15 protein-coding genes are annotated in these 23,688 nt (G+C 47.4%); 9 read left to right on the top strand and 6 right to left on the bottom strand.

The genetic code is table 11. The annotated features are described in order from the left end of the window. Positions 1-106 precede the first annotated feature (106 nt). The 3 genes from NDI34_RS21145 to NDI34_RS21155 all read right to left on the bottom strand — a co-directional run bounded on the left by NDI34_RS21145 (position 107) and on the right by NDI34_RS21155 (position 6,036). Entirely contained in the window at positions 107-985 is an 879-nt protein-coding gene (locus tag NDI34_RS21145; protein WP_348233732.1) for a PAS domain S-box protein, read from the bottom strand. A gap of 138 nt (positions 986-1,123) precedes the next feature. Then, positions 1,124-1,492, bottom strand: a complete 369-nt coding sequence (locus tag NDI34_RS21150; protein ID WP_190414801.1) for a PAS domain-containing protein — start codon at positions 1,490-1,492, stop codon at positions 1,124-1,126. Positions 1,493-1,632: 140 nt separating this feature from the next. Beyond that, positions 1,633-6,036 carry a PAS domain S-box protein gene (locus NDI34_RS21155; RefSeq protein ID WP_348233733.1) on the bottom strand — a complete coding sequence of 1,468 codons (4,404 nt, stop codon included), beginning with the start codon at positions 6,034-6,036 and terminating at the stop codon, positions 1,633-1,635. 382 nt (positions 6,037-6,418) lie between these two features. Here NDI34_RS21155 and trpD point away from each other — a divergent pair, with 382 nt between their 5' ends. The 6 genes from trpD to NDI34_RS21185 all read left to right on the top strand — a co-directional run bounded on the left by trpD (position 6,419) and on the right by NDI34_RS21185 (position 11,992). Further along, positions 6,419-7,543, top strand: coding sequence for an anthranilate phosphoribosyltransferase (gene trpD, locus NDI34_RS21160; protein WP_190433664.1), 1,125 nt, complete (start codon positions 6,419-6,421; stop codon positions 7,541-7,543). A 247-nt stretch (positions 7,544-7,790) separates the two neighbouring features. Continuing rightward, positions 7,791-8,942 (top strand): glutamine-hydrolyzing carbamoyl-phosphate synthase small subunit, encoded by a 1,152-nt coding sequence (gene carA / locus NDI34_RS21165; RefSeq protein ID WP_348233734.1) that lies wholly within the window; start codon positions 7,791-7,793, stop codon positions 8,940-8,942. Between the two features lie 222 nt (positions 8,943-9,164). Continuing rightward, a complete protein-coding gene (locus NDI34_RS21170) occupies positions 9,165-9,533 on the top strand; it encodes an anti-sigma factor antagonist (RefSeq protein WP_190414821.1) in 369 nt (122 codons plus the stop codon). A 339-nt stretch (positions 9,534-9,872) separates the two neighbouring features. Next, positions 9,873-10,310 (top strand): ribonuclease III domain-containing protein, encoded by a 438-nt coding sequence (locus NDI34_RS21175; protein WP_242028867.1) that lies wholly within the window; start codon positions 9,873-9,875, stop codon positions 10,308-10,310. 412 nt (positions 10,311-10,722) lie between these two features. Further along, a complete protein-coding gene (gene rlmB, locus NDI34_RS21180) occupies positions 10,723-11,643 on the top strand; it encodes a 23S rRNA (guanosine(2251)-2'-O)-methyltransferase RlmB (protein ID WP_347276055.1) in 921 nt (306 codons plus the stop codon). A gap of 61 nt (positions 11,644-11,704) precedes the next feature. Further along, complete coding sequence (locus tag NDI34_RS21185) at positions 11,705-11,992, top strand: DUF1816 domain-containing protein (RefSeq protein ID WP_190414796.1); 288 nt, start codon at positions 11,705-11,707, stop codon at positions 11,990-11,992. Between the two features lie 217 nt (positions 11,993-12,209). Here the strand turns inward: NDI34_RS21185 and NDI34_RS21190 are convergent, their stop codons facing one another. Then, a complete protein-coding gene (locus NDI34_RS21190) occupies positions 12,210-13,061 on the bottom strand; it encodes an alpha/beta hydrolase (protein ID WP_190531432.1) in 852 nt (283 codons plus the stop codon). A gap of 5 nt (positions 13,062-13,066) precedes the next feature. Continuing rightward, complete coding sequence (locus NDI34_RS21195) at positions 13,067-13,783, bottom strand: CAP domain-containing protein (RefSeq protein WP_190531430.1); 717 nt, start codon at positions 13,781-13,783, stop codon at positions 13,067-13,069. A 527-nt stretch (positions 13,784-14,310) separates the two neighbouring features. On the opposite strand from NDI34_RS21195, the gene NDI34_RS21200 reads away from it, so the two are divergent. After that, positions 14,311-17,457, top strand: a complete 3,147-nt coding sequence (locus tag NDI34_RS21200) for a PAS domain S-box protein (protein ID WP_348233735.1) — start codon at positions 14,311-14,313, stop codon at positions 17,455-17,457. Positions 17,458-17,569: 112 nt separating this feature from the next. Here the strand turns inward: NDI34_RS21200 and NDI34_RS21205 are convergent, their stop codons facing one another. After that, complete coding sequence (locus NDI34_RS21205; protein ID WP_348233736.1) at positions 17,570-18,358, bottom strand: thioredoxin domain-containing protein; 789 nt, start codon at positions 18,356-18,358, stop codon at positions 17,570-17,572. Positions 18,359-18,594: 236 nt separating this feature from the next. Here NDI34_RS21205 and gatA point away from each other — a divergent pair, with 236 nt between their 5' ends. Next, the gene (gene gatA, locus NDI34_RS21210) at positions 18,595-20,052 is read left to right on the top strand and encodes an Asp-tRNA(Asn)/Glu-tRNA(Gln) amidotransferase subunit GatA (protein ID WP_348233737.1); all 1,458 of its coding nucleotides are present in this window, start codon (positions 18,595-18,597) and stop codon (positions 20,050-20,052) included. A 65-nt stretch (positions 20,053-20,117) separates the two neighbouring features. Next, complete coding sequence (locus tag NDI34_RS21215; RefSeq protein WP_190984801.1) at positions 20,118-23,663, top strand: DNA polymerase III subunit alpha; 3,546 nt, start codon at positions 20,118-20,120, stop codon at positions 23,661-23,663. The last annotated feature ends 25 nt before the right edge of the window (positions 23,664-23,688 follow it).

Here is a 23,688-nt window from a genome sequence, read left to right on the forward strand (position 1 = left end):
CATCGACAGAGCAAAAAAGTTCTTCTAGACTAAGCATGGGACGAGCCTGTAAAGCTGTTGTGTGATGACTTTTAGCTTACTCGCTTGTCCCCTCCTTATCCCGAACTCAGGTTAAGTTAAGAGTGTTACGGATTTGGCTAGCGAGACGGTTGAGCAAGTTTTCCCGCCTTGCCTGTTCTCTTAGTCGCGCCTCACCTTCGCGCAGTGCTTCTTCCGCCTGTCGGCGAGCGGTGATATCCGTAATCATCGCAAAGGCTCCAGCATAATTCCCTGCTGAGTCGAAGATGGGAGAGGTCGAAACAATTGCCCATCGAAACGAGCCATCTTTGCGACATAATTTAAAATCAATCTTGGCCTCGATACCTTGGCGGCGAAGCTCGACTTGGCGAGCCGCGATCGCTTTCCCTTCATCATCCATGAAATCAAATAGCGACTTACCCTGCATCTCCTCAATGCTGTAGCCAAGCATTTCTGCCAGTGTGCGATTGACAAAAATCGTCTTGCTTTCAGCGTCGATCACCCAAATTCCTTCTAAGGCAGTCTCAATAAAGTGACGATAATGCTCTTCGGATTCTCGTAGCGCCTCCTCAGCCGCTTTACGCTCGCTGATATCCCGCGAGACGCCGACTAGACCTATGACATTTCCAGAAGCATCACGCAAAACGCTTTTTGTAGAGAGATAAATCTTGGTGATTCCCATGATGGTGACAACTTCCTCAACCATTTCCGGTTCACCCGATGTCATAACGCGGCGGTCAGTTTCGTTTATCTGACGGGCAATCTCAGGCGGCAACAACTCGGTATTATCCTTGCCGATAATTTCCTCTACCTGCCGATTGAAAATCGTGCCAACACCTGAATTCGCCATCACCACCCGGCATTGTAGATCTTTGACAAAGATGGCATCGGGTGTTCCTTCAATAACTGCCTGCAAGAGGCTATAGCTCTGTTCGAGCGCCACCTCGGTACGCTGGCGCTCTAGCATTTCTTCCTGCAATTGCTCGTTGGCTTTCCTAAGTTCAGCCGTCCGCTCTTCGACCCTGATTTCTAGCTCAGCCTTTGCCTTTTTTAGGGCTTGCTCTGCCTGGTGACGCTCGGTAATGTCAATCCCCGTACCGATGATCTACTTGACCCCACCAGAGGAGTCAAGCAGCGCCGTATTCGACCAAGCAATCAAACGGCGATCGCGATCGCGCGTTAACCAATAGTTGTCATATTGGTTTGGAAACTGACCCGCTTGAAGATTTTTGAAGACCGCTTTGACAGATTCCACTTCTTCTGGCAGCAGAAATAAATCCCAGAATGGTCTGCCTTTGACTTCCTCCGCCGAGTAAGCAGTGGTTTGCTGGCAAGCTTGATTAAAAACGACAATTCGCCCCTGGGTATCGAGAACCACTACCAAAGTTGCTGCTGTATCTAGAACAGCGGCGACGAAGTTGCGCTCGTCCGGCAACACTTCCTCGGCGTTGAAGGTTACACGACTTTCTGACATATTTTTTGAGATGCTTATTCAGAATTTGTTGATTCTACATGATGGTGCTATTGGTTCAGATTCTTCAGCTACAAAAATTTGGATTAAAACTGTTTAACCAAGACTTGTGTTTGTGGGAAGCAAATTACAGCAGGCGAATCTTAATTTGACTTGGCTAGAACCGATTTCGCAGACAAACCTGACTGCTTAATCGGAAGGTAAATTGCAAATTCTGTTCCTTCATCCATCTGGGAACTCACCATAATTTTTCCATGATGCTTTTCCATAATTTGATAGGAAATTGAAAGTCCTAAGCCAGTTCCCTTTCCGACATCTTTAGTTGTAAAAAACGGGTCAAATATTTTCTCTAGAATTGGTTGTGGAATTCCAGAACCATTATCCCGAATTCTCACGATTATCTGATTTTTTCCTAATACTTGGCTAGAAATAACAATTTGTTTATCTTCCCGCTCTTTCTGAGCCAGCAGTGCATCAATCGCATTACTCAGGATATTCATAAATACTTGATTGAGCTGTGCAGGATAACACTCAACAAGAGGTAACTTGCCATAGTGTTTAATCACATTAATCTCTTTTTTGAGACGGTTATTTAAAATTAACAGCGTATTGTCCATGCCTTCGTGGAGATCAACGGCTTTCATCTCCGCTTCATCAAGACGCGAGAAGTTCCGTAAGGATAAGACTAGCTCGCGAATTCGCTGCGTCCCTATCTTCATAGAAGACAGCATTTTGGGTAGGTCTTGAGCGATAAATTCTAGGTCAATTTTCTCTACAAAACTCTGAATTTTAGGCGCGGGATTAGAATATTGTTGCTGATAAAGTTTCACTAAGTTAAGTAAGTCTTGAACGTAGTCGTTCGTGTGTTGCAGATTGCCGTGGATAAAGTTAACCGGGTTATTAAATTCGTGGGCAATGCCAGCAACCATCTGACCGAGGCTGGACATTTTTTCGGCTTGAATCAGCTGAGTTTGAGTTTCTTTGAGTTCTTGCAATGTTTGTTCCAGTTGCAAGGCTTTATCTTGGGCAAGATGGGCGGAATTACTAGCGTCGGCGTAGAGTTCAGCTTGGTTAATTGCGATCGCCATCTGATTAGCGATCGCGCAAAGCAGTGCCACATCAGCATCCGTCCAAGGTTTTGCTTCTTGGATGCGATTACAAATTATTAAGCCAATCCTACCGAATTGTGTTTGAAGTGGTAGCCCTAACACAGAAGCCGCACCCGTTGTCAATAACAGCTGCTGTAACGGCAGATCGTTGTTTAGAGTCTTGACATCATCGACGCGAACAATTTCTTGGCGCAGGATTTTCTCAGTAAAGGCACCAAAGGCTTCATCCGGGAAAAAACCCACCCAACTACGAAGATCGGTCTTTTTGGCTTCCTTCACCGCTTCCCAACTAACAGGCTCCATGTCAGGACGGTACCAGGAAAAGATGCACGTATCTAGGTGTAACCGATGATAGATTTCATGAACAGCCGTCTCTAGAATGGTATCCAGTTCTAAAGAGTTACGGATCTGGCTAGCTAAATGATTGAAAAGTTCTTCTTGAGCCGCCAGTTCTCGGAACCGGGCTTCCGATAGCCGCAACGCTTCTTCAGTGGCTTTGCGATCGGTGATGTCGGAGCAGATTGCTAAATACTGGAAAGGGTTTCCTCGCTCGTCCATAACAGGAACGATGGCAGTATCAACCCAGTAATAAGTTTCATCTTTAGCTCTGTTCTTAATTTGACCTCTCCAAACCTTGCCGCTAGAAATTGTTGACCAAAGCTTCCTAAAAAATTCTTGTAAATGATAACCTGAATTAAGAATTCGATGGTCTTGTCCTATGAGTTCTTTTGGGGAATATTTGGATATTTCACAAAATTTATCGTTGACATAATTAATCATTCCTCTTCGATCGGTGATAGCAACAATCGCCGCCTGATCTAAGGCAAATTTGACGTCAGACAAATCTTTGAGCGATCTTTGGAGTGCTTCCTCTGCCTGCTTGCGTTTAATCCCTATGGCAATTTCATCTGCGGCAAATTCTAGCGCCTTGAAAATAGATTCGCTCAAGGTATGGCGGGTAAACATGGCAATCACCCCTACGAGCTGACCTTCGATTGTTAAGGGATAGCCAGCAAAAGCAACCATTCCCTCTCGCTTCGCCCAATCTTTATCGCTAACACGAGGATCGTCAAGGACAGAATTCGTGAAGTGTGGTTTTCGCTCTTGGGCAATCAGACCGATTTTGAATTGTCCGACTTTAACGCGGCGATGATTGCCGTTTAGGTGAGTGTATATCCCTGCACTAGCTTGCAGCTCTAGTACGTTTTCCTCAACATTGAGCATCCAAATGCGGGCGAATGCTGCATCTAGGTGTTTAACCACAGCCAAGACGCAGCGTTGCAGGATACCTTGTAAATCGCTTTGAGTGAGAGCAGATCCAATATCAGCACGAAATGCGGCTAGTCTAGCTCGCTCTGCTAGGGCTTTTTCAGCAGCTTTCCGCTCAGTGATGTCGTGGAAGTAGACAGAAAGCCCCTCTTCACTGGGGTAGGCACGGACTTCAACCCAGATATCGAGAGCTGGGTAAAATTCTTCAAACGTGATAGAGACTTGTTCAGCAGCACTCTGGTGATATTGATTGTAAAAATTTGACCCAATTGCAGCGGGAAACCGATCCCAAATATTCGTGCCCAGAAGTTCGGACCGGGTTCTCTGTAAAAGTAGCTCCGCTTGCTTGTTGATATAGGTGAACTGCCACTGATGGTTGAGGGCATAAAAAGCATCCGTGATGCTTTCAAGAACCTTGAAGACTCGCCGGTTTGATGAGTGTAATGCCTCTTCTGTTTGCTTGCGATCGCTAATATCAAAGATTGCCCCGTTTAGACACAGAAGCTCTCCGGTGGAATTGAATATGCCCTGACCTTTCTCGTAGACCCATCGGATACTTCCATCGGCTCGAATGATTCGGTACTCAATGATAAAAGGCTGTTTTTTCTGCACAGCCTCCTGGATAAGCCTGTCCACTATCGCGGTATCTTCAGGATGAATAATACTGGCAAAACTGCGAACTTGATTGTGAATAAAGTCTCCAGGCGGATAACCAGAAATTTCTGCGATCGCATCGCTGATAAACTCCATCTTCCAGTCGTCATCGCAGCTACACCGATAGATGGCACCTGGAATATTAGCAACCAAAGCTCTGAATTGCTGCTCGCTTTCCTGCCGTGCTGTTTCGGCGTGTATGCGATCGCTAATGTCACGGGCAACCGCATAGATTAAACCTTCTGGAGCAAAGGGGACGCACGTCCACTCCAGCCATTTATAGGAACCGTCTTTACAGCCGTAGCGGTTTATAAAGGAGCTAACCATGACTCCGCTAGCAAGTTTCCTTGCCTCAGCAATGCTGGTTGCTCGATCTTCAGAATGAATAAAATTCAACAATGGCTTTGCTAAAATTTCTTCGCCAGTGTAGCCAAGTGTTGTTTCAAAAGCTGGGTTTATCTGCTTAAAATAGCCGTCAAACCCGACGACACAAAGCATATCGAATGAAAGGTTGAAGAAGCGATGAAGCTGTGCTTGGGTTTGCTTCAGTTCCTGGGTGTAGGTGCCGACGCTGCGGATTAGCTGGTTGAGGGAGGTTGTCAGGCGTCCAACTTCATCCTCGGTAATTACGGGTGCCTGAAGAGTAAAATTTGCTTGTTCGGTAACTTGCTGAGCAATTTGAGTTGCAGTTTCCAGAGGATGCGCGATCGCTCGACTGGAATAGCGGGCGATTATCGCGGCGATCGCCATTGACAGCAACATACTGGTAACAATTATCTGGATTCGCAGTTTCTCTACCTGCTGTAAAGCGATCGCTGTTTCTTCCTCATCGTGATTAGCAACCTCAATCAATTTTGTTAAATCATCTGAGAGACTATCAAACTTAAGCGCCTCCTGAGTATTGGTAAAATTCAGCAAGGAATTTTGGATTATTAGAACTGTTTCAGGCTGCAACCCACCATCTTTATCAATTTTCTTTAAGATTACATTTAGGTTTTGGCTATAAACTTCTACAGTTCCGTCGTAAGTTTTCAACCAATTTTCGACTTCTGCAATCTCTTGAGCTGAATGCTTGAATAATTGAGATTCATTACCAAATAATTTTACTTGTGAATAAAGTTTTTCAACCTTTTCAATTTTCTCTACTAAGCGCAAAACTTCGCTGTGAAACTCTTTTGGTTTTCTTAACTGATAAATTAACTGTTGCTGCTGGTTTCTTGCTTCTAGTACAGCAATTTTCAAACTACTCAAAAGATAAGCTTCTTGCTGTGCATATTTGAGTTGCTGGGACATCTGTCGCTGGTAATATTCGCCAACGAGCAGCCCTGCACTCGCCCCCAAAGTTGCTATTCCAATGGCAACTGCATATCCATAACCAATTTTCTGCCGGATACTTAAGCAACGGATTAGCTGTTTTAGCCAATTATTCGGAGGTCTTTTAGAATGGTTTTCCGGAACAAATACATGATCTAATTTTATTTCCTCTTCAGACACTTTTGGCTTGAAAGACTGCATCAACAGAAAACCTCCGTAACTACCATTAATTTAGGCAATTCGTAAAATACTCATTTTTGCCTGAGAAGCTTCGTTTATTTATAAAAAGTTAGTAATATAAAGTTTTGATGAAGCGAATTAACGCTGTATACCTACGCACAAATAAAGTTAATAAATAGGGTGATACTGATAGTGACAAGTATGAATATTTAAAATCATCAAACTAAAAGGGTCTAATTGGAATCAGCAAAATAGCTGAATCTTAATATTTATCAAAAAACCACTGTGCGCTCTCAGGAAAATTACGACACAGAAGCGTGCAGGACGTTGCTAGAGAGCTTGGCGATCCGATAAGCTTTTGCAAAATGCCTCTGAACTGAGTGCGCTGCACCCAGACCTGTCAATGACTAATACTCCTTCACTGATAAGCCAAGATGCTGGGACGACAGGAGCGATCGCTTCTACCGACACATCCATTTGGCCTAACCTGCTACAACAGCTACTCGATCGGCAATCCCTGCCTCATGACCAAGCCGCCTCTCTCATGCAGGCATGGTTAAACGAGGAAATTCCACCAGTGCTATCGGGGGCGATTTTAGCCGCCCTGCAAGCAAAGGGGGTTTCGGCAGACGAACTCGCTGGGATGGCTCAGGTGTTGCAGTCTCAATCCTCCCCACTCAGCCCACTCGTCGAGAAGGCGAAGCGCCCACAGTCCCCCATCCTCACTCCAGTCATTGACACCTGTGGAACTGGTGGAGATGGGGCATCAACCTTTAATATCTCTACCGCTGTTGCCTTTGTAGCCGCTGCTGCTGGCGTCTCAGTTGCCAAACATGGCAATCGCTCGGCTTCGAGCAAAGTTGGATCGGCGGATGTCTTGGAAGCGCTGGGAGTTAACCTAAACGCCAGCAGTGAGAAAGCACAAGCCGCACTAGAAGAAGTCGGGATTACCTTTTTATTTGCACCCGGTTGGCACCCAGCGCTCAAAGCGGTGGCATCGCTGCGGCGAACCTTGAAAGTGCGGACGGTCTTTAATTTATTAGGCCCATTAGTAAATCCGTTACGCCCTACCGGGCAGATCATTGGGGTGTGCGATCCTAACCTGGTCGTGACGATTGCCCATGCTTTAGGACAGTTAGGAACTCAGCAGGCAATTGTTCTGCACGGACGAGAGAAACTGGATGAAGCTGGATTAGCAGACGCGACAGATTTAGCAGTGCTGTCTGGTGGTGAGGTACAACTGACAACGCTGCATCCCCACGAATTAGGCTTGACACCAGCACCCACCACGTCGATTCGGGGTGGAGATGTTGAGGAAAATGCCGAAATTTTGCGCGATGTCCTTCAAGGAAAAGGAACATCTGCACAGCAAGATGTAGTGGCTTTAAATGCGGCGTTGGCACTCCAAGTTGGGGGCGCGATCGCAATGGGTAGCCATGCGGAGGGCATTACAATGGCTAGAGAAATCTTGGGTAGCGGTACTGCCTGGTCGAAGTTGGAGCAGTTAGTTGAGTTTCTGAAAAATTAGCCATTCGCTCATGTTTTTTTGAATGGGTGATGTTTATACAGTAGGTCTCCCGATAATAGGGGCATGGCAATGTCATGCCCCTACAATCCAATACACCCAACCTTGGAATTGCTATCGTCGCCCCTTCAATTAGGAGCTGCCAAATGCGATCGCATTCTCACACAGTACCCCCTACCTCTTATCCCAACGGCTGTGAGATGCTAACTTACCAACTAAGAAGTATTTTCTAAAAACTAACCACTCCCTTATGTCTATTTCTTCTCCTCAACCAGCTCTGCTCGTCCTTGCCGATGGCACGTCGTACAAAGGCTGGTCTTTTGGTGCCCCTGGAACAGCTATCGGTGAAGTGGTCTTTAACACAGGTATCACCGGCTACCAGGAAGTCTTGACAGATCCCAGCTACTGCGGTCAGATTGTCACCTTCACCTATCCAGAATTAGGCAACACTGGTGTCAATCTAGATGATGAAGAATCGAATGGTCCCCAAGTGCGGGGCGCGATCGCTCGTAACATTGCCTCCCGTCCCAGCAATTGGCGTTCAAGCCAGTCTTTGCCCGATTATCTCAAGCAACACAACATTCCAGGCATTTACGGCATCGATACCCGTGCCCTTACCCGAAAGATTCGCTCTGCTGGTGCCATGAATGGCGCAATTTCCACCGAAATTCTTGACCCCGTTGAATTGTTGGAGAAAGTGCAAGAAGCTCCCAGCATGGCAGGATTGAATCTAGTTCGGGAAGTGACGACTGCCAAAGTCTATGAGTGGTCTGACCCCACCGAGTCGAGTTGGGAATTTAGCCCTGGAATCCCCTCCGAAAGCGGGGAACCCCTCACGGTGGTTGCCATTGATTTTGGCATCAAACGGAACATCCTACGGCGTCTGGCGAGTTACGGTTGCCGTGTAGTCGTGGTTCCCGCCAATACACCCCCCGAAGAAATTCTCAAGCACAAGCCGGATGGAATTTTTCTTTCCAATGGTCCCGGCGATCCCGCTGCTGTCACCGAAGGCATCGAAACCACAAGGGCGCTGCTAGAAAGCCAGAAACCGATGTTTGGGATCTGCATGGGGCACCAAATTCTTGGTCTTTCGCTGGGGGCTGACACCTTCAAGCTCAAATTTGGTCATCGGGGCTTAAATCAACCGGCGGGTTTTGAGAAGCAGCGAGTGGAGATTACCAGCCAAAACCACGGGTTTGCCATTGACGCAGATTCTCTAAATCCAGAAGTGGAAATTACCCACCTAAACCTGAACGACCGCACCGTGGCTGGGTTGCGTCACAAATCTCTACCTTTCTTTTCCGTGCAGTATCACCCAGAAGCTAGCCCTGGCCCTCACGATGCCGACTATCTGTTTGAGCAATTTGTTGAGCAGATGAGATCGCATAAGCGTAGCGCCTAGATGCGATTGCATTGTTTCGATAAGACCCGTTAGCGAGTAGATTTCCCCCTCCTTGCGCGAGAGGGGGAAAGAGGGGTGAGGGGTGTCCCAGATGAAGTAGAAAGTCTTAATATCCTTGCTCGGTCGCGAATAACTAAGGACGAATTACAACAGATGCGTATATCCGCGCATTGTGTTTTATAATAAAGCCTCGACTAAGGACAATCCAGCTAGGAGGGTGTTATTCCTGAGCCACTAACCCTAACTGTCAGCTTAAGAGGCACTCGCGAAGTTAGGGACAATTATCAGCTATTCCGCCTCACAGGCTTATTGGATGCTTTTTCCGAACCCACATTTCGGAAAGTTATCAGCAAGTGTATTGAAGATGGACCCAGCAACGTTGTGCTGGATCTTTCCAAAATTGATTTTGTTGATAGCTCTGGATTGGGCGCTCTAGTGCAGCTGGTGAAAAAGGCTCAAAGTCTTGAGGGTAGTTTGCAAATTGTTACAAATGCCCGCGTGACTCAAACTGTCAAGCTGGTTCGCTTAGAACAGTTTCTGTCATTGCAGCCTTCAGTCGAAGCGGCATTGGAGAATGTCAAGCCTGCTTGACCTATACAGAGGCGCGATCGCGTAGCGGCGCGGATGCGCTTTTCGTATGCCGCGATGATTCGGCTACTCGCGCTTGAGGGGCGGGGGCTTTAGAACCCGCCCCAATCATTTTCAAAAGTCCTGAACCGGGAATGATGGGGAAACAAAGAGCAGCGGTGCAGAGGCGTAGGAGACAAGGGAACAGGTAATTACCGATTACCCCCTACCGACTCCCGACTCCCCATACCCCATCCCTGATTTTCAGGCAAAAGCATTAAGATCAACTAGAGGGCGAGGTAGGGCATAGATGTGAGTTCACAGGAGGAAGAGTGTTCAGATTGGCTGAATACTAACCCCGTACTGGGTGAAACCAAAATATCGTTGAACTCGATCTGGGCGATCGCAGATCGTCGCACGCAAATTCAGCGGATTTCCCCGGCGTCTTTAGCTTATCTAGGAGATGCCGTGTATGAACTTTATATCCGTAGTTTTTATCTACTGCCACCCAAGCGATCCCACGCTTATCATGACATGGTAGTGGCGCAAGTGAGAGCTGAAAGTCAGGCAAAAGCATTGCGATCGCTCGAACCCCACCTTACCAACACAGAATTAGAAATCTTGCGGCGGGGACGTAACGCCGCGGCAGGTCGTCCCAAGCGCCTCGATCCCGAAATTTATCAACAAGCTAGCAGCTTAGAGACGTTGATGGGCTATCTTTACCTAACAGATCCCCAGCGATTGAATCAGCTGCTGAGCTACTTAGAGCTAAATCCACTTCCACAAGTTAAAGATTCTTAACAATATGGCCGATCAACATCGCCGCCCTCAGCCTCCAAGCAGATCCAGCGCCAGTCGAGGGAAGCCCATTCGAGCCAAGCGTGCCTTCCCAAAGCGTCTTGGGGACAATCGGATTGGGAAGCGAATTGTAGAGCAACAGACGCCCCAGGATCGTTCCTTCTCTGATAACGAGGATGTCAATCGGGATTCGCGCCCAGTTGGGAAGCACGAGCAAGTCAAGCCAATTCTCCAGCGCCGGGAGCGTCAGCAAATCCGTCCTGCTTCCCGTCACAAAGACACAGACTCAATTGACACGCGCCGGGAGCGTCAGCAAATCCGTCCTGCTTCCCGCCACAAAGACACAGACTCAACTGACACGCGCCGGGAGCGTCAACAAATCCGTCCTGCTTCCCGCCACAAAAACACAGACTCAATTGACACGCGCCCGACAGACAACTTCAAGCCAAAGAAGTCAATTCCCAACCGTCACGAACGGGAGATCCCCAGAGGTCGTTTTCAGGACGAGGATCGAGCAGCAGCAGCCGCACCCGAAGAAGAAAGCGATCTGATTTATGGACGGCATCCTGTCCTCACAGCGTTGGAAAAACATCGCCAGCTGAATCGGGTTTGGATACTGCCAAATTTGCGTTATGATTCCCGGTTTCACTCCCTCCTACTGAAAGCCAAGGAACGGGGAACGGTAATCGATGAAGTTAGTGCGCGCCGCTTAGAGCAAATTAGCCACGGGGCAAATCACCAAGGAGTGGTCGCTCAAGTCGCACCCTACGCTTACACTGACCTGAGTGAGTTAATCGCTCAGGCAAAATCCGTCTCGGAGCAGCCAGTGTTGGTGGTAGCGGATGGCATTACCGATCCCCACAATCTAGGAGCGATTATTCGCACGGCAGAAGCTTTGGGTGCCCAGGGATTGGTGATCCCTCAACGACGAGCAGTGGGAATCACATCCGCCGTCATGAAAGTGGCAGTCGGAGCTTTAGAAACTTTTCCTGTTTCCAGAGTGGTTAACCTCAGCCGTGCCTTAGAAGAATTGAAAGCGGCTGGCTTTTGGATTTATGGCACCGCCGCAGGCGATGGTCAAATGTTACACACTACTCAATTTACCGGGCCAGTAGTATTGGTGATTGGTTCTGAAGGTGAAGGATTGAATCTTCTGACACAAAAGTGTTGTGACTTCCTGATTTCGATTCCGCTACAGGGAAACACACCAAGCCTGAATGCGTCAGTCGCAGGGGGAATGGCTCTTTATGAGATATATCGTCAGCGCTGGTCGAATCGGCTCTACTTGAATAATCTTTCAAAAGAGACTTTCAAAAAGAAAGATGACAGAATATAACAGAATGTAAAGAACAACCTTTTAGAAGACTGCTTTGTATCCCCTAAGATAGGCCAAAAACATGAAGGAATTCTTGATTAACATTCTCCACTTCTTTGGATGGGCTTCGTGGGTTGAGATTGTCACAGACAACCCCCGTTGTACTTACTACTTTGGCCCTTTCCTTAGCTCCCAGGAAGCTGATAGAACCAAAGCTGGTTATATCGAAGACCTGGAAGCAGAAGGAGCGAAAGGCATTAAGGCTACTGTGAAGCGCTGTAAGCCAGAGAAGCTGACGATTTACGATGAGTCGGGGGAGCGTTTTGACCGCCAAAGAACAGCTACGTTTTTTAGCGGTCAGCCTTCTTAGGTTTTGAGCTTTTTCACAGGTGATATCCACTTCCTTTGAATCCCCATTAGCACCTTACCCCTAACCGCTCTGGGTTTACCAGAGGGGTGCGATCGCTAGGAATAGATGCTTCTGGGATGCTAAGAATTCACAAGATTGGAAGGATACCAGACTCGAACTTGCATCCCCTTTTGTGGGGGCTGCATCACTTCGGGACAGGGTGAGGCGACGATGGTATCTAAACTCTGGCTGGCGTCACGACTTGTGGATGGCTATCGAGCCAAGAGTCAATGTCCCGCAGTACCCGTTCGGGAATTTCCCAGGGAAATAAATGAGCGGTATTCGGGTAGCAGTGCCATTGGCAATCCTTGAGGTGATGAGCCGTTTCTAAACTCGACTCAGGGGTGATGTGGCGATCGCTTGCTCCTGCCAGCATCAAACTCGGACATTGGATTTGCTGGAGATCCGCCAATCGGTTGTAACCAGCTCTCAGAGCAGTATTGAGGGCCTGTGTTGCTGCCGCTGAGGTTTGCAAGTAAGCTGACATCGCTTCCAATGCGAGGTAGCGGTAAGCGCCAGGAGTGTGTTGTCCGATCAGGTAGCGATAAAGCGATCGCTTCCCAAAGGTCTCAATATTCCATTCCCACCCAGGCTGTACCCGGTTCACGATCGAAGCCAGCCCCGTGTAGAAATTATCCTGCCAGCTGATTGGCGGATGATTCCCACGGGGGCGTGCTGCTGTGGCAATCAAAATCAAACCCGTGACTCGCTTTGGCAGCTTCAGCGCCAACTCCATCGCCAAAATCCCCCCTAACGACCAACCCAATACCAGGCAACGCTCAATCTGGAAGCGGTCTAGAAGCGCCTCCAAATCGGTTAAATGGTCTTCCATTCTAAAATTACCCTTAATGCGACTATTGCCGTATCCCCGGAGGTCAGGGGCAAAAGTTTGGAATTTTTGGGATAAGTGGTTAGTGAAGACAGACATACTGCTGCCTAACCCCGGATGACCGTGTAGACAGAGAATTGGAAAGCCTTTTCCCTGGCGGAGAACGCTGAGCTGATGAGATGAAGAGGACGAGTGATGCATGAAGCCTATTTCTCTTTATATCCTCCAGCATAGGTAATCACGCACATCGATTTGTATTTTGCGTGAGACCCAAAAGCCACTCCTGCGACTCGGAAAGCCGGGTTGAAAATGTTTTTTCTGTGACCGCGATCCGGAACTCCATCATCAATGATTAACTGCATGACGATAGATTGAGGGGTGTCAGAGCCGTAACTAATATTTTCGGCTGCGGTGGTTTGCCAGGAACCGTAGCGGTTGATGCGAGAAAACGGATCGCTGCGATCGCTCCCATTGTGACCAACCTTACCTTTTGGTCCTTGGTCTTTCACATGATCCCTAGCCCCCAATGACATCCCTTTAGATGCACTTAGAGGTGGGAGAGGACGAGTGGATTTCAGGAAGCGAATCGCTTCATCGACGGCTTTCACACCTTCTTGGGTTTGTAAAAAGACGTTTCCAGACATTCTCACTTGCTTACCTTGGAAGCGTTTTTTCCAATTCTCCAGTACGGCGGCATAGGCGGCGGGATTTTTCCGCGCCTTATTCATTTCAGCAATCACTCCTTGTTCCAGCGGTGAGAGAGTAGTTGCCTGCGCTAGCAAGAGAGAGCCTTCTTGAGAAAAACCAACGGGGACAATATTACCGCTAACATTTGCTAGAGGCTGCCGCGCTTGACCCATCAAAGGAGAGAACGTAGCGAGTAGAACGATGGGGGCAAATGCCCAAAATTGAATTCGACGCATAAGTTACCTTAAGACTCGCTGCCACGAGTTGATAAACTGTCCGTATTAGATAAATAGACAGCACCCGACGAGAAAGTTTCCCCATTTTTGACTACGAGGGGATCGTCTAAAATTTTCAGTGTTTGTGCTAGCTGAGTTTCATTTTGAATCGCGTTACAGTCGATGTCATCGGTGCGATCGCGTACTACTTAGCCTTGAAGTTAGCTTTGAAGCCGCGTTCAGTAAGTTTGTATAATTCGACGCAATTAAATTCTTGTATTGAACCTGATTCAGAATTTAGGGCGCTGGTAAGGTGGAGTGGTAGCATGCCTCTCACTTGTATTTGTCAGCGATAAAACTTATCTATATACGCAGAATAATTCTAGTTTTTTTGCAATTCGTCATTTCAACAAATGTTACTAGCGTTTGTGTAGAGGGAACTCTAGATATTGAATCCTCTTTGTCATCATGCACTTTGGTATGCAGATGGGGAGGCTGAGAAACCCCAGTATTGGATACTGTCCAGTGTAGGAACCAATCCCTAATTCATGAAACAGCACTTCCCGGCTCAGAGCCAGATGAAGCACGATTGCCTTTGTTTCCGATTCATTGAAAACCTACCCTTGGCGGCTGCCATTCTCGATAGCAACCTCAACTATCTGCTCTTCAGCCAGCGGTGGTTGAGCGAACTGGGACTGAAGCAACCAGAAATTATTGGGCGATCGCATCCTGAAGTTTGTCCCTCGGATTGGGAACCCTTACAGGCAGCATACCAACGTTGTTTGACCGAAGCAGTCGAGATGTTGGTAGAAGAACCGTTTCAGCGAACGGATGGCTCAACTGGTTGGCGCAAATGGGAGATTCGTCCTTGGCAAGATGAAACCGGAGTGATGGGCGGCATCATCCTGGCAATCGAAGATATCACGGAGCGCAAACAAGCTGAGGCAGCTTTAGCCGTTAAGGAGGCACGATTTAGAGATACCACCGCGAATCTACCTGGGGTGATTTTCCAGTTCACCAACCGGAAGGATGTCTGGAGAGTAGATTATATGAGTGAAGGAATCTGGAATCTCCTAGGCGTGACGGCTGAGGTGGTGATGGCAGATTTCGGCGCGTTCATTCGTCAGGTGCATCCTGACGACTTAGAAAGCTATTATGCATCGGTCACTGAAGTGATTGAGCAATCCATCCCTTGGCACTATGAAGGGCGATTAATCAAGCCAAATGGAGAGATACGCTGGTGGCAGGGTAGTAGTTCTATCCCTACAAAAAACAATCAGGGTGAAATCATCTTCTGTGGGGTGCTGCTGGATATCACGGAGCGAAAGGAAGCGGAAGCAGCACTGAACCAAGGGAAGCTAGAGCTAGAACAACGAGTCGAGGAACGCACCCAGGAACTCCGAGCGGTGGTGGCACACCTGCAAGACGAAATTCGAGAGCGAGAGCAGGCAGAAGCCGCTTTGAAAGAGAGCGAGGCAGAACTACAAGCGATTATCGATAACTGTCCGGCAGTGATTTATTTAAAGGATATTCAAGGACGACACATTCGGGTTAATCGGGAATTTGAACGGTTATTTGGCATTACCAGAGAGGAGATTAAAGGAAAGACGAATTACGACTTGTTTCCCCAAGAAATGGCTCAGCAGTTTACACAGAACGATCGACGGATTCTGGCAGGGGGAAAAGCCATCGTCTCAGAAGAAATTATCCTCCATGAAGATGGTTTGCATACCTACGTTTCGGTGCATTTCCCAATTCTGGATGAGGATGGTGTGCCTTACGCGCTGGGTGGAATTTCGACGGATATCAGCGATCGCAAGCGCGTCGAAGACGAACGCAAACAAGCGGAAGCAGTCCTGCGCGAACGCAATGCCATCTTAGGCTCTATTTTGGAAAGTACACCAGACTTCATCCTTGTCAAAGATCGGCAGGGGCGTCATATCGCGCTCAACTCTAATTTGGCAAACTTCTTTGGAAAGCCAATTGAGGAGATTCTTGGCAAAGACGATTCTGAACTGCTACCTCCCGACATTGCCCACCAAATCATGGCGAGAGACCGTCAGATTATGGAAGCAGGCGTTACTGAAGCTTATGAGGAAGTGGTTTCTAATGGTGACATCAACACCACCTTTTTAACGACAAAAGCTCCTTGGCGGGATGCTCACGGTAACATTCTGGGTATCGTTGTCATCACGAGGGATATTAGCGATGTCTACGACGAGCTTCGCTTACGCAAACGGGTAGAAGATGCCTTGCGATTGTCCGTTCAGCAGCTAAAAGAGCAAGCACAGCGCGAACAGTTAATTAATCGGCTCACAAACCAGATTCGCAATTCTCTTGACTTTGATGCCATCTTAGAGACAACATTGCACGAAATCCAGAAAGTCCTTCAGACCGATCGATGTCATCTTGGCTGGTATCACGGCAATGTAGAGGAGCCATACTGGGAAATTTCTCCGGAAGTTCGCCTTGCTCACCTACCCGATTTGACCGGACGCTATCCTGCATCGGCATTCGGTGTGTTAGCGACCAAACTTCTAAAGCTGGAAACCTTACGAATAGAAGATATCGAGACGGTAGAAGATCCCACTTGGCGAGACTTTGTACGCACGCTAGGAATGCGAACAGTACTGATTATCCCCGTTCAGTTACCTGGGGGTATGGTTGTCGCAATTTGCTGTAGCCACAGCACCGAGCCGCGTTGCTGGAACGATAGCGAGGTCGAGTTGTTACAGGGCGTGATCGAGCAGTTTGCGATCGCGCTCAACCAGGCAGACCTGTACAATCAAACCCGTACTAAAGCACACGAGTTAGAGCAGACACTCAAGGAACTCCAGCAGACTCAGGCGCAATTGGTACAAACTGAAAAAATGTCCAGTCTGGGACAGTTAGTTGCTGGCGTTGCCCATGAAATTAATAACCCCGTCAACTTCATCTACGGCAACCTCACTTATGCCAACAACTATATGCAAGACTTGCTGAGGTTGCTGGAACTGTATCAAACGCACTATCCTCACCCACATTCAGAAATTCAGGAAGAAGCTGAAGCGATTGACCTAGAATTCCTGATGCAAGACTTGCCGAAGCTGCTATCGTCGATGAAAGTTGGAGCCGACCGAATTCAGGAGATCGTGCTGGCACTCCGCAACTTCTCACGCATGGATGAGGCAGAAGTGAAAGCTGTCAACATTCACGAAGGCATTGACAGCACGCTAACCATCCTGCACAACCGTCTGAAAGACAAATTTGACCGTCGCGGCATTGAAATCATCAAGGAATACGGAAATTTGCCCTTGGTGGAATGCTACGCCGGTCAGTTGAATCAGGTGTTTATGAATGTACTTTCCAACGCGATGGATGCCCTAGACGAACGGGACGCTCAGCGATCGCCTCAGGACATCAAAGAAAATCCCAGCCGCATCACCATTTGTACTCAGTTACTCAACCCCCAGCAGGTGCAAATCCGCATCGCTGACAATGGACGGGGGATGACTGAAACGGTTAGACAGCGCCTGTTTGAACCTTTCTTTACCACCAAATCGATTGGTAAAGGCACCGGATTGGGTTTGTCTATCAGCTACCAAGTGGTCGTCGAAAAACATGGTGGTCAGCTGGAGTGCATTTCTTCTCCCGGTAAGGGAGCTGAGTTTCTGATTACACTGCCTTTAGTTACCAAAGTGACAGCCTCTCTGTAATCTGGCATTCTGTCAACTCAGGTACAGCTAAATGACTGAGGCTGTCAGAAGCGCTCAAAGGCAATGAACGCTTAAAGCGCTCCATCCAGATTCAATCTTGATGACACCGAAATTACTTGGCAGCAGTGAGTAGATTTTCCATATCTGACAGTTGGATAGGACCTGAGAAAGTCTCAGTATCGATCAAGAAAAAGGGAGTGCCTGCAAGCCCTAAACTCTCAGCAAGCTGAATATCCTGCCCAATTGCAGCACTGGCGGTATCGCTGGCGCGATCGCGGTTAAATTGCTCTAAATCCAAATCGAGTGTTTGGGCAATCTCCACATATAACTCCTCGCCCAATTTGTCTTGCTTGGCAAATAAAGCATCATGATATTCCCAGAATTTGCCTTGCCGATCTGCCGCCCAAGCCGCTTTAGCCGCTGGCATGGCTTCCGCATGGATCGGAGTCAGGGGAAAATGCTTGTAAGCTAAAGTCACTTCATCCGGATGCTTTGCGATCAGCTCCTTTAGCGTGTCATGCGCTTGGGCACAATAAGGACATTGGAAGTCTGAAAATTCGATTAGCACAACCTTTGACGACTCTGTTCCCGTCGTCGGAGATGCCCCAATGACTGCCTTGGGGTTGGTCTTGAATTCCTGCAAAAATGACTGCTGGGCTTGGCTTAGCCGCTGTTGTTGTTGTTGTTGATATGCCTGAACCGACTCCAGAACCACTTCTGGGTGCTGACGAATCACTTGTAAAATTTGCTCTTCCAAGCGCGGGCTAATTTGGGTCGCTGCTTGCACTGGGAGTGTCCAACCGAAAAATGTTAGAGACAATAGCAATAGGGTTGCGAGTCTCAATACTTTCTGAGCGAGAAAGCGCATGGGAGCGATCGCGCAAAACTGAAATCGACGCATAATTGACCTGGCGTGTGTTACGGACACGATCCAGTATGCTCGACTTGGAGGGTAACTGGACAGCGTCGGGAAAGGGATGTCTTGTGTAGAACAACCTTCGGTTCCGCATTTCAGGGTTTGCCAAACTTCCCGCTAAAATTTCACAATCCCAAAGGATTGCTGAATTAACCATCGCGTCTAAACCACGACCTATACTAAATATCTGGACTTTGAGTCACTAAAGGTAGAAGCAAAGCATGCCATCCATCCGCGAGTTGCACAAACAACTCATTAGTAAAGAACGCTCCGCTGTAGAACTCACTCAAGAAGCTTTAGACCGCATTCAGGCACTAGAGCCGAAATTGAATAGTTTTTTGAGCGTGACGGCAGAGAGAGCATTAGAACAGGCTCATGCTGTGGATGCCAAAATCGCTGCCGGTGAAGAAATTGGGCTGATGGCTGGCATTCCCATTGGCATCAAGGACAATCTCTGTACCCAGGGAATTCGCACCACTTGCGGTTCCAAGATTTTGGAAAATTTTGTCCCCTCCTACGAGTCAACCGTGACCCAAAAACTGGCAGATGCTGGTGCGGTGATGGTGGGCAAAACGAATATGGATGAGTTTGCGATGGGCAGTTCTACAGAAAGCTCTGCCTATCAAGTCACCGCCAACCCTTGGGATTTACAGCGGGTGCCGGGAGGATCGTCTGGCGGTTCGGCGGCGGCGGTGGCGGCAAGAGAGTGTGTGGTGTCTCTCGGTTCCGATACAGGGGGGTCTATCCGTCAGCCAGCATCTTTCTGCGGCGTTGTCGGGTTAAAACCGACTTATGGGCTGGTTTCCCGTTTTGGTCTGGTTGCTTATGGGTCTTCTTTGGACCAAATTGGGCCATTTGCGCGGACAGTCGAAGATGCGGCAATTTTACTGGGAGCGATCGCGGGTTACGATCCCAAAGACTCTACCAGTCTCGACGTGAAAATCCCAAACTATGCCAAATCCTTGAGACCTGACCTGAGACCTAGAGGTCAGTTGAGAGTAGGTTTTATTAAAGAAACTTTTGGTGAAGGTGTAGACTCCTGTGTGTGGCAAGCGGTCACAAAAGCGATTGAGCAGCTGCAAAACCTGGGAGCCGAAATTCAAGAAATTTCCTGTCCCCGCTTCCGCTACGGTTTGCCCACCTATTACATCATTGCTCCTTCTGAGGCATCCGCCAATCTCGCCCGTTACGACGGCGTGAAGTATGGCTTCCGGACGCCTGACGCGGATAATCTGTTGTCAATGTATACTCAGACCCGCTCCGGCGGTTTTGGCACCGAAGTCAAGCGGCGGATCATGTTAGGTACTTATGCGCTCTCGGCGGGATATTACGACGCCTATTATCTGAAAGCACAAAAAGTCCGCACCTTGATTAAACAAGACTTCCAACGGGCTTTTGAAAGAGTGGATATCTTAGTGTCTCCCACTGCTCCCACCACCGCATTTAAAGCAGGGGAAAATAGCGAAGATCCCTTGAGTATGTATTTAAATGACCTGATGACGATTCCTTTGAATCTTGCAGGTTTACCTGGATTGAGTTTACCTTGTGGATTCGATGACCAGGGATTACCGATTGGGATACAGATGATGAGTAACGTGTTGCGAGAAGATTTGCTACTGCAAGTCGCTTATGCCTATGAGCAAGCAACCGATTGGCATCTACGCGCTCCAAAACTCTAGATTAGTAATCGGTAATTGGCATTACCGATTACCGATTACCAATTACCGATTACCAATTACCAAATATGTCTTTTGTTGGTTTGCACGTTCACAGTGATTACAGTTTGCTGGATGGTGCCAGTCAGTTACCGGAACTGGTGGATCAAGCATTGAAATTGGGGATGCCTGCGATCGCGCTCACAGATCACGGTGTTATGTATGGCGCGATTGAGCTAATTAAGGTTTGTCGTGGGAAAACGATTAAGCCGATTATTGGCAATGAAATGTATGTCGTTAATGGTGATATTGAAGAACAAAAGCGCGGCAGAAAAAAATATCACCAAGTTGTTTTAGCGAAAAATACGAAAGGCTATAAAAATTTAGTTAAGTTAACAACAATTTCCCATCTTAAAGGGTATCAGGGAAAAGGAATTTTTGCCCGCCCTTGTATCAACAAAGAATTATTAGCTGAATACCACGAAGGATTAATTGTCACCAGTGCTTGCTTGGGCGGTGAAATTCCCCAGGCAATTCTTCAACGCCGACCCGATGTTGCTCGTCGAACTGCCCAGTGGTATAAAGATGTTTTTGGTGAAGATTTTTATTTAGAAATTCAAGATCACGGTTCTCAAGAAGACCGAACAGTTAACGTTGAGATTGTAAAAATTGCGCGGGAACTAGACATAAAAATTGTCGCTACTAATGATTCCCATTTTATTTCCTGCAACGATGTCGAAGCTCACGACGCCTTATTATGTATTCAGACCGGAAAACTGATTTCTGAAGATAATCGGATGCGCTACAGCGGCACTGAATATCTGAAATCCGCTGATGAGATGAAATATCTGTTTCGAGATCATCTACCGGACGACGTAATTGAGGAAGCGATCGCAAATACCCTAGAAGTCGCAGACAAAGTTCAACCTTACAACATCCTCGGTGAGCCTCGTCTTCCCGATTATCCAATCCCAGCCGACTACACCGCCGATACTTTTCTCGAAGATGTTACCTGGAAAGGTCTCTTAGAACGGTTTGGTTATCGCTCTCGTGCTGAAGTCGATCCCATCTACAAAGAGCGGCTGGAGTATGAGTTGAAAATGATGCAACAGATGGGATTTTCAACTTATTTTTTAGTTGTTTGGGATTATATCAAATATGCCAGAGATAATAATATTCCAGTGGGGCCTGGTCGCGGTTCTGCGGCGGGTTCTCTGGTTGCTTATGCCTTAAAAATTACTAACATCGATCCCGTCCATCATGGGTTACTATTCGAGCGATTTTTGAACCCAGAACGGAAATCTATGCCAGATATTGATACGGATTTCTGCATTGAACAACGGGACAAAGTGATTGAATATGTTACCCAAAAGTATGGCACGGATAGGGTGGCGCAGATTATTACCTTTAACCGCCTCACGTCTAAAGCGGTGTTAAAAGATGTCGCCAGAGTGTTGAATATTCCCTATGGGGATGCAGACAAAATGGCAAAACTGATCCCAGTAGTGCGAGGTAAGCCAACAAAACTCAAGGTGATGATTTCGGATGATACCCCCGCACCAGAGTTTAAAGAAAAATACAATAATGACCCTATCGTCCGCCATTGGATTGATATGGCAATGCGAATTGAAGGAACGAACAAAACTTTCGGGGTACACGCCGCCGGAGTCGTGATTTCAGCAGAACCTTTAGATCAAATTGTGCCGCTACAACGAAATAATGACGGCTCAGTCATTACCCAGTATTTCATGGAAGACTTGGAATCGCTGGGGTTATTAAAGATGGACTTTCTGGGGTTAAGAAACTTAACCATGATCCAGAAAAGCATCGATCTAATTAAGCAAAATAAAAATATTACCCTCGATCCCGATCAACTCCCACTTGACGAAAGAAAAGCTCAGAAAATCTTAGCCAAAAGTGAAGTTAAAAAAATACCCCCGGATATTCAAAAGACCTACGAAGTATTAGAAAAAGGTGAATTAGAAGGCATCTTTCAATTAGAATCTTCTGGAATGCGTCAGATTGTGCGCGACCTGAAGCCTTCCAGCATCGAAGATATTTCCTCAATTCTTGCTCTCTATCGACCGGGACCATTAGATGCGGGTCTGATTCCTCTGTTTATTAACCGCAAGCATGGTCGAGAAGAAATCAAGTATGTCGATCCTTTACTAGAGCCAATTCTGCAAGAAACCTATGCGGTTCTTGTTTACCAAGAACAAATCATGAAAATGGCTCAGGATTTAGCAGGATATTCTCTAGGACAAGCAGATTTATTGAGAAGATCGATGGGTAAAAAAAAGGTTTCGGAAATGCAAAAGCATAGAGAAGCCTTTATTGATGGAGCTGCTAAAAATGGAGTAAAGGAAAAGATTGCTGAAGATTTATTCGAGCAGATGGTTAAATTTGCCGAATATTGCTTCAATAAATCCCATTCAACGGCTTATGCTTATGTAACTTATCAAACGGCATATTTAAAGGCAAATTATCCCGTTGAATACATGGCAGCGCTGCTGACATCTAACAGTGGCGACCAGGATAAGGTGCAAAAATATATCACCACTTGTTTGAGTATGAATATTCAAGTGGAGCCGCCAGATATTAATCGATCGGGAGTTGATTTTACACCCCTGCAAAATAGTATTTTATTCGGATTGTCGGCAGTCCGAAATGTGGGAGAGGGGGCAATTCGGTGTCTTTTGGCAGCACGGGAAACCGGGGGCAATTTTAAGTCTTTGGCTGATTTGTGCGATCGCGTGGATCTTCGCACAGTTAACAGCCGCGCCTTAGAAGCTTTGATCAAATGCGGTGCGTTTGATACCCTCGAACCCAACCGACAGCAATTAAGCAAAGACCTTGAGCTAGTTCTCCCTTGGGGGCAAAATCGCGCTAAAGACCGAGCCAGTGGGCAGGGAAATCTCTTTGACTTTGGAAATACGACAACAGAAAGTAGCTTTGAATCTGCTCCTAAGGCTCCAGCCATACCTGATTTTTCTCAACACGAAAAGTTACATTTTGAGAAAGAACTGCTAGGCTTTTACGTCTCTGACCATCCCCTTAAATCTGTGCGGAAATCCGCTCAAATTCTCGCTCCGATTAATCTTAGCGAACTCGGCGACCAGCGGGAGGATACGACTCTTAGCGCCATTGTGATAGTCAGCGGGATCAAACCCGTAGTCACCAAAAAAGGCGATCGCATGGCGATCTTGCAAATCGAAGACTTAACAGGTCAATCTGAAGCCGTCGTCTTTCCGAAAACTTACGAACGCATTCACTTACATCTGGTCGTGGATAATCGCCTGATTATTTGGGGAAAAGTAGACAGGCGAGACGATAAAACTCAGCTGATCGTTGAGGATACAGAACCCATTGAACAAGTGCGGATGGTGATGGTGGAACTGACACCTCATCAAGCGGGTGACATTGCGGAACAGCATCGCTTGATGACCAATCTCCAAGAACACTCAGGCGATAAAGACAAAGCAAATGTCCCGGTGATTGCAACGGTGAAAGGAGGACAGCGGCACTTAACCGTTCGCCTTGGTCGTCAATTCTGGGTGCAAGACCACAACACGGCTGTTGAGGCACTCAATTCGGCTGGATTTCCGGCTCGCATTCAGCCTCTGATCGCTGTTTGAGATTGTTTAATTGATGGCGGTGCCT

Origin of the sequence: Trichocoleus sp. DQ-U1 (assembly GCF_039961925.1) — a bacterium.
In the GTDB taxonomy this organism is placed as follows: Bacteria; Cyanobacteriota; Cyanobacteriia; order Cyanobacteriales; family FACHB-T130; genus FACHB-T130.